Here is a 7,921-nt window from a genome sequence, read left to right as displayed (position 1 = left end):
CGCCGTCAGCAGCGCGAGGGCGCCGAGCGCGAGGCCGGCCCAGCCGAGCAGGCGAGCGACGCCGTCGCCGGTGGGGGTGGGGGGTGGCCGCGGCGGGCGCGTTGGCCTGCGCGTCCGCCGGCTTGACGTCGATCACCGGCGCCGGGTGTTCGGGCCGTGGCGCGCCGGCCTCCGGGATGTCGATCCAGCGGACGACCTCACCGTCGCTGTAGGTCTGCAGCGCCTTGAACACGAGCTGGCCGGGCGTGGTGGGCAGCGGACCGAGGGACACCTCGAAGACCTGGAACTCGCCGGGCTTGATGGCGCCGCCCTCCCACACGATGCCCGTGACGGCCTTGTTGGCGGCCTCGTCGTCGTGCCCGGCGGACGCGGCGTTCGGCAGTTGCCGGGTGGCGACAGTGGCCGTCCAGCCCGGGACGGGGCGCAGGGAGACGCTGGTGAGCTGGGCGTTCTCCGGGAAGACGACCTCAACGCGGGTCGTTTTCGCGTCCGCGCGCTCGTCGGGCACCTTGAACGCGAACGTGCCGTGGCCGCCGGTGGTGGCGACCGAGGGGGAAACGGTGACGTGGGCCCACGCCGGCAAGGTGAGGGCGAGCAGGACGGCGACGCCGGCGACGAGCGTCGCGGCGACGGCACGGATGGGCTTCATGCGCGGACTCCTTGCGCGTATCGGTATGTGGAGCCCGTGCCGGCCAGGTGCGCTCACGGCTGACCGGCACGGGTTCGGAGGCGGGTTCAGCCGGCGATTACGGCGTTACATTGACGATCGTCACGAGGCCGATCATGCCGTTGGGTCCCTCGGAGTGGGAGAAGATGTGGCAGTGCAGCAACCACTTCCCGGGCTCTTTGGGCTGGAACACGATGTCGTACGTCTGTCCGACGCCGACGTTGAGCGTGTCCACGGTGTACGGTGAGGCGAGCTTGTTGCCGTCTTGGGCCACGACCTGGAACGGCACCCCGTGTAGGTGCATCGGGTGGATCATCTCGGGGCCCGTGCCGATCAGCCGGACGTGGACCTTCTGGTTGACCGCCGCCGTCAGCGGCACGGTCGCCGGGTACGACTTGCCGTTGAAGGTGAACCCGTTGGAACCGTCGCCGATCTCGATGGTGTAGTGCTTGTCGGCGGCGATGTCGCCCAGCGTCGGGGTCACCAGGAGCGCGCCGTAGAGGCCCCGGCCGACCTGGCCGCCACCCATGTGCGAGTGGTACCAGTGCGTGCCGGTCGACTTGGCGGTCCACTCGTACGTGTAGGTCTTGCCGGGCATGATGTGCGGCTGGGTGATGTCCGGCACGCCGTCCTGCGCGTTCGGCAGTTGCATGCCGTGCCAGTGCACCGCCGTGTGCTCCGGCAGGTCGTTCTGCACGATGACCCGCACCTGGTCGCCCTCGTTGACCTTGATGGTGGGGCCGGGCACTATGCCGTTGAACGTGTACGCCTGCTTCACCACCCCGGGCGAGACCTCCCAGTCGGTCTGCGACATGCACAGCTTGAACACCTTGACGGTGCCGACCAGATCGTAGGCGGCCAGCCGGGTGCCATCGCCCTGGTCGCGCCGAGGACCGGGTTGTCGCAGGGCGCGGAGCCGGGCGCCGGCGTCGTCGGGGTGACGCTCGGGCTCGGGCTCGCGCCCGGGCTGCCACTCGGCGACGGGCTGCCGCCGGGCGAACGGCTCGGGGTCGGCGACGGGCTCGCGCTCGGTGACCGGGACGGCGACGGCGACGGCGACGGCGGTGCCGTTCCGGCGTTGATGATGCCGGTCATGTACGGGTGGAAACTGCAGTAGTAGTTGTACGAGCCGGCGGCGGTGACGGTGACCATGAAGCTCGCCCCGGGCGGCAGGTCCGGGGACGTGAAGTCGCCGCGGATGGCGTGGACGGTACCGTCTGTCTCCTGGTTGACGAACGTGACCGTGTCGCCGGGTGCCAGCGTGAGCACGTCCGGCGTGAACGCGAAGTTCTTGATCGCGATCGTGTGGTTCGTGGCACTGTTCGCGGCCTTCGGCGCGAACAGTGCCGCGCCGGAGACCAGGATCGAGAGCGCGATCACGCCGATCAGCATCAGCCGCCGTACCGGTGGCGAGGCGTCGGAGAGGGCGCGCCGGAGGGCCGCGAAGGGCTCCGGCGCGGTCGTATCAGACATGGGTGTACTTCCTCGTCTACTGTGGGATGCACGCGCCCACGTGTCGGCGGCCGAATGGACCGGCGTGGGTGGTGCGCGATTGGGGGCCCTGGTCAGGGGGAGGGACCGTCCGCTTTACGGTCCCTCCCCCGCAGTGCGGGCCCGCAGTTACTGGCAGACCCCCGTGTTGATGGGGTTGAGCTGGGCACACGTGAGCTGGTTCGCCATCTCCGGCGTGGCGTTCTGCACCCAGCCGTTGTAGACGATCGGGTAGGGGAAGACGCCCTGCCCGCCCATGCCGTTGTAGCCGGTCACGATGTCATCCACGGCGGTGCCCGCGGCCGAGTCGAGAACCATCTTGCCGACGATGGTGGCGTCGGCGGGGTTGCCGTCGCCGTTGGGGTCGGGGTCGATCACGGCGAGGGTGTTGGCGAACTTGCTCGACACGTAGGCGTAGTAGCCGCCGCCGCGCTTGGCACCGAAGTTGATGCCGTGACAGCCGGAGTCGCACGGCAGGTACTTGATGACCTTGTCGGTCTTGGTGTCGATGACGGCGATGTTGCTCGTGAGCGTGTTCGCCACGAACGCCACGTTGCCGTCAGGGCTGACCGGGATCTGGATCGGCAGGCCGCCGAAGCTCCCGGTCGTCGCCCCGGTCACCATGTCGTAGTTCGCCCACAGGTTGATGGCCTTGTAGCCGACGCTCGTGCCGCTGTCGGTGTGGCACGCCGGCCCGGCCAGCGAGATGCAGGAGACGCTCTGGCCGAGGAAGTTGGCCACGTAGTACTTCGAGGAGTCCGGCATCATGCCGGTCGCGATGGGCAGCTGCTCGGTCTGCACCTCCTGGATCGAGCCCGACGGCACGTCGACGATCGTCGAGTTGTTGTGGTTGACGTTCGGCGTGACCATGGTGTGCCCGTCGGCGCTCATCCAGTGCGCGTGCGGGTGGGCCGGTGTCTTGCCGGGACCCTGCACCAGGATGCGTCTGTCGATCTGCGTGGCACCCGGACTCAGTTCGACCACCGCGTTGCCGGCGTTGATGGCGACGTGGAGCTGGTCGGTGTCGGTCCGGGTCATCACATGGGATGGGTCCGGGCCGACCTGGATAGTTCGCACGAGCTTACCCGTGGTCCGGTCGAACACGGTCAGGCGGTCGGAGAACCATTCCGTCTGATAGATGTATTTTCCGTCGCGGTCCGACCACATATTGTGCGGGTTGTTGAGGTTGATCTGTGGTAGCGCCACCTTCCGGTCTACGGTCCAGTTCTGCACGTCGACCTTGGTCGCCGCGCCGGACTTGACCTTGCCGGCGTACTGCTCCATCTGGGTGTCGACCCAGAGCTCACCGACGCCGGGCACGCTCGGCCGCTGGGTTAGCGCGGGCAGCGTGACGCCCTCGTTGAACTTGCTGTTGTAGTACGCGTCGAGGCTCGGGATGATCACCGGCTGCTCGTTCGCGTCGTACTCCAGGATCGGCGCGGGCGGGTAGTAGGGGTTCCAGTTCTTGGTCTGCGTGTTGCTGTAGACCTGCCAGTTGTCGGGCGTGGTGATCCGGAAGAACTTCTGCACGAGCTCCTGCACCACGTCGGCCGAGCTGGGCACGACGATGCCGCCCTTGACGTTGACGTTGAGCTTCTTGCCGAAGTCCAGGCCGGGTGTGAGCGGGTCGTCCACGACCACAGCGCCGAGCATGTACGGGTGGATCTTGCAGACCCACGCGTACAGGCCCGGTTCGGTCAGGTTGGCCTCGACGTTGCCGATGAACGCACTGTTCTCGTCGAGCGGCTGCGCGCCGACCGGCCAGATCAGGCTGGTCACCGAGTGGGCCGAGGCGGCCGCCGGTGCCGCCACCGCGAACTTCGCCTTCGGCGCGAGGCTCAGGTCCGTGGGCGCCAGCGCGGCGACCTCGTTGAGCGTGCGCATCAGGTCGAGCCCCACGGGCAGGCTGCCGAGCGGGACGGCGCTGCTGTCCGGCACCGTCGACAGCTGCTGGCTGAGCTGATTGATCTGCGTCTTGGCACGCTGAATCGTTGGGTTCAGGAATCCGAGCGCGCCGCCCGCCGCGTCGACCGCCGAGTTCAGCTGGTCGAGGTTGAGCAGGCTGTTGACGTTCACACCGAGGCTGCCGACCAGCGGTGCGTTGCCGTTGAGCAGCGGCAGGTTGAGCAGGCCGCCGCCGAGATCACCGTTGAGCAGCGTGTCGGTGTTCAGCGGCAGCGACGCGAGCTTGGTCCGCGGCGTCACGGCGACGCCGAGCGACCGCGTGCCGAACAGCGTCGCACCGGTGTCGAACCACGCACCCTGGTTGTCGGTGAGCGTGAATTGCACCGGCGTTCCTACACCGATCGGAATCGCCTGGGATGAGGAAGGATTGACCCCAATTGTTACGAAAACCAGGATCGGGGTCAGCAGCCAAGCCAGCCGTCGTCGATTGGCCCGGCGTCGAGCGGCGAGAATGCCGCGTGGGGGAGAATGCATGCACTCCTCCTGAAGTGGGGTGAGATCGATGACGCCAGCCGGATGTTTCACGCCGCGACTAGGCGCAGTTAACTCGCCGTGAATGCGCGCTCACGCGCAACACGGTTACGAACGCCTCAACGTGGCGCGGCGGGGTCCGTGAATCGGGTTGGTTCAGTACCAAGCTCAGGTCGAACTGCCCAGAGCGGGATTTGCGCCGCTCAGGCGGCTGATGGACAAATACAAACGGCCTACAACGGACGCAACAAACCCGAAACAAGCCGCGTAACGTGGCCCAACGGCCAGGGTCCACCGATTACTCCATTGCCGGCGACGGGACGCACGGCGTGACACACACCGGCACCCTTCACTACTCATGAGACGCCAAAGGCCGCGTGGGAGAAGGACCGCGCTGAGCTGGAAGACGAGCGCGATGTTCTCAAGCGCTCAGTGGTCTTGTGGGTGAAAGAGGCGATGGGCCGGTGAGCGTGGCGGCCTTCATCTGCTCTCAGAAGACCGACCACGGCATCGACCACGCCACCTCCTGCCGGGCACTGGGGGTGTCGCAGTCGTGGTTCTACAAGTGGAAGAAACGCATCGGCCAGACCGGCGTGAGCAGCGGCGGGTGCGCCTGGATGAGGAGATCAAGCGCCTGTTTGCGGCATCGGGCGGCACGTACGGCTCGCCCCCGGATCACCAGGACCTGCACGCCGGGGGCTGGACGGTGTCGGAGAACACCGTCGCGGGCCGGATGGCCGAGCTCGGGCTGGCCGGCCGCCCGCCCAAGAAGCGCCGATCGCTGCCCCAGCAGGGCAAACGGCGAGCGGCGCCAGACCTGGTCGGCCGCACATTCACCGCGGTCACGCCGAACGTGCTGTGGGTTGGCGACGGCACAATGATCGATACCGATGACGGGCCGCTGTATCCCGAGGGTGCCCGTCGGCTCAGGGCGCCGCGGGTCGGCGACCGCGCCCGCCGCCACGCCGAGCACTCCGGACATGAGGAGCGTGAGCAGCGTGGCCGGCAGGCACGGTCGCAGGCGGCCGAGCCCGGCTCCCCGTCCGGGAGCCGGGCTCATCACACCACTGGGGGGATCACCACTGGCGGTGTTCGTCGGTCAGCCCGTTGCTCGGGTTGTAGGTGCAGTAGAAAGTGCCGCCGAACGTCCTCTGGTCGTATGCGGCCGTCGCCTTGCACTGGTTGCAGTCGTAGAACGACTCGATGAAGGTGCTGTTCGGGCGTGCGGAGGTCGGCAGCCCGCACTTGTTTGCCGTGACCTGGGCCGAGGCAGGTGCGGGGGTGGAGAGCAGGGTCGCCGCCATGAGGGCCGCCGTCGCGGCGGCCACCCCCGCGAGCCGCCGGCGGGTGACAGTGGACAAGGCGGTACGTCTGCGCGTCATGTTGGGCAACGCATCCTCCGATGACTGAGGGATCGACTTCCGGGTCAACTGTGTCCAGGCAGGAACGGAGGGGACAACGCCTTTCGGTCCTCACCGAAAGGCCTTCCCATCCCGGTGCCGCCGAGAAGAATGAGCCCATATGATGCGCCTGCGTTTCACCGCCGCCGACCTGCGCCGGATCACCTTCGCGCCCGCCCCGAACGCACTGCTGGAGACCGCCCTCAGCGTTCGCAGGCCACCCGGCATGCGCTGGTCGAGACCCGATGTCAGGGAATGGCGCCGATCGGTGGACGGCACCGTGAAGGCGCGCGCCGGAGTGCTGCTGGACGTGGTCCCGGAGCAGGGGTTCCTGCCGGACTTCCTGCTCCAGCCGGACGCCGGCGACCTGTCCGAAGGTGTGGAACTTGCCAGGAGGACACCGGCCGGGTCGCTGGCGGCCGATCTCGACCGGCTCCCGCGGGCCGGGGGATCGTGGCGGCGCGGGCTGGCCGAGGGCGAATCCGCCGCATGGCAGACGCTCACCGACGACTTGTACGGCTACTTCTCCTCCTCACTGGCGCTGTGGTGGCCGCGGGTATGCGACACCGCCGCCGCCGATCGGGCCCTGCGCGCCGAGACGCTGCTGCGTGGCGGCACCGACGCCCTGCTCGCGACCCTGATCGCCCACTGCCGCTGGGACCCGCCAGTCCTGCACGTGCGGGCGGTGGGTGAATACGACGTCGAGCTGTGCGGGCGCGGGCTGCTGCTGGTCCCGTCGTACTTCGCCCCCGGCCCCCTCCTGATGTACCGGCCCGGCGACTCGACGGTGCTGGTGTATCCCATGTATTCGGGAGACCGCCCGGCGACCGCGACTGACGCGCTCGGTCCCCTGCTCGGCCGTACACGGGCGGCCGTCCTGGCCGCGTTGCGGCACCCGGCCACCACCAGCGCGCTGGCCGACCGGCTCGCCATCTCACGCGCGTCCGCCAGTGAGCACGCGACCGTGCTGCGCAACGCCGGGCTGATCTCGACCACCCGGCTGGGCGGCGCGGTCCTGCACGCGCTCACTCCTCTGGGCTCGGCGCTGCTGGCCGGCGACTCCGCCAACCGCTGAGCGCCGCCGCGCCGGCCTCGGCGGGTGCGGTGGGGACGGCCGGGCTCAGTGCTCGGCGAGGACGATCACGGAGTCGCCGGGCGTGAACGTCATCGCCCGTGCGTCGTTCCGGGTGATCGTGGTGTCCCCGGGCTGGAAGGGCGGCAACGCGCTGACCACGGCGACCACCCTGCTGGGCGGCGACCTGACCCGCTCCTCGGCGGACCTGGCCGCGAGCACGCTGTCGTGGTTCACGAGACGCAGTGGTCGGTCAACGACCCGATCATCGACATGGCCGCGATGCAGGCGCTGTTCCCGGTGACGGCGCAGGCGGCCCAGACGCTCGGCGTGGACGCCGACCTGGTGACGAGGCTCCAGGCGGCGATCCCGAAGATCCGGCCACTGCCCCGCACCGACTTCGGGCAGACCCAGGTGCTCGGCCCGTCCGCCGACTCGGCCGGGAACGACATGCTCGCCCTGTCCGCGCAGCCCACCGCCGCCAAGCACAACGTCGAGAACCTCGGCCTGGAGCCGGTGTGGCCGTACAACCTCATCCGTGACAGCGGCAACCAGTCCGACCTGGCCCAGCGCACCTTCAGCCACCGCAGCTACATCACCCGGCTGGCCGGCCGGCTGGAACGCCGACGGGACCGTGTACATCCAGCACAGGGGCTCCCTGCCCTACTGGCCCGATGCCCGGCCACCACGGCCAAGCACCTCGGCAGCCGCAGCATCGGACTCTGACCACAGACGCCGGCCGGACGCTCGAGACGTCGGCGGCGTACCGCCGGTGGTCGTGTTACGGGGTGGTGAGGTCGAAGCGGTTGACGGTGACGGCGCCGCCCAGGGATTGGGTGGCGTAGTTGAAGATGG

At 68.9% G+C, this 7,921-nt stretch carries 8 protein-coding genes and 1 pseudogene; 3 read left to right on the top strand and 6 right to left on the bottom strand.

Going from position 1 to position 7,921, the window contains the following annotated elements; genetic code table 11:
* The 4 genes from B1L11_RS43435 to B1L11_RS43420 all read right to left on the bottom strand — a co-directional run.
* On the bottom strand, positions 1–649 hold a 649-nt coding region (locus tag B1L11_RS43435), incomplete at its 3' end, for a YcnI family protein (protein WP_218671685.1).
* A 97-nt stretch (positions 650–746) separates the two neighbouring features.
* Positions 747–1,481, bottom strand: coding sequence for a multicopper oxidase family protein (locus B1L11_RS43430; RefSeq protein ID WP_079320981.1), 735 nt, complete (start codon positions 1,479–1,481; stop codon positions 747–749).
* Positions 1,442–2,140: a cupredoxin domain-containing protein gene (locus B1L11_RS43425; protein ID WP_079320980.1), complete on the bottom strand. Its 699-nt coding sequence runs from the start codon at positions 2,138–2,140 to the stop codon at positions 1,442–1,444. Before B1L11_RS43425 ends, B1L11_RS43430 begins: the two co-directional genes overlap by 40 nt.
* 147 nt (positions 2,141–2,287) lie before the next feature.
* Positions 2,288–4,447: a hypothetical protein gene (locus B1L11_RS43420; RefSeq protein ID WP_218671684.1), complete on the bottom strand. Its 2,160-nt coding sequence runs from the start codon at positions 4,445–4,447 to the stop codon at positions 2,288–2,290.
* Between the two features lie 700 nt (positions 4,448–5,147).
* On the opposite strand from B1L11_RS43420, the pseudogene B1L11_RS55650 reads away from it, so the two are divergent.
* Positions 5,148–5,309, top strand: a pseudogene (locus B1L11_RS55650) (hypothetical protein); the annotation flags it as partial.
* 361 nt (positions 5,310–5,670) lie between these two features.
* Here B1L11_RS55650 and B1L11_RS53490 read toward each other — a convergent pair.
* A complete protein-coding gene (locus B1L11_RS53490) occupies positions 5,671–5,976 on the bottom strand; it encodes a hypothetical protein (RefSeq protein WP_256863416.1) in 306 nt (101 codons plus the stop codon).
* A 139-nt stretch (positions 5,977–6,115) separates the two neighbouring features.
* On the opposite strand from B1L11_RS53490, the gene B1L11_RS43405 reads away from it, so the two are divergent.
* A complete protein-coding gene (locus tag B1L11_RS43405) occupies positions 6,116–7,069 on the top strand; it encodes a helix-turn-helix transcriptional regulator (RefSeq protein ID WP_079320977.1) in 954 nt (317 codons plus the stop codon).
* A gap of 45 nt (positions 7,070–7,114) precedes the next feature.
* Here the strand turns inward: B1L11_RS43405 and B1L11_RS43400 are convergent, their stop codons facing one another.
* Positions 7,115–7,303, bottom strand: a complete 189-nt coding sequence (locus tag B1L11_RS43400; RefSeq protein ID WP_079320976.1) for a hypothetical protein — start codon at positions 7,301–7,303, stop codon at positions 7,115–7,117.
* On the opposite strand from B1L11_RS43400, the gene B1L11_RS43395 reads away from it, so the two are divergent.
* Positions 7,295–7,792, top strand: a complete 498-nt coding sequence (locus tag B1L11_RS43395) for a hypothetical protein (protein WP_079320975.1) — start codon at positions 7,295–7,297, stop codon at positions 7,790–7,792. The genes B1L11_RS43400 and B1L11_RS43395 overlap by 9 nt on opposite strands.
* The last annotated feature ends 129 nt before the right edge of the window (positions 7,793–7,921 follow it).

Origin of the sequence: Microbispora sp. GKU 823, assembly GCF_002027145.1 — a bacterium.
Classification (GTDB): Bacteria; Actinomycetota; Actinomycetes; order Streptosporangiales; family Streptosporangiaceae; genus Microbispora; species Microbispora siamensis.
Note: the sequence above shows the minus strand (reverse complement) of the source record. Positions and strands in the feature narration are given on the sequence as shown.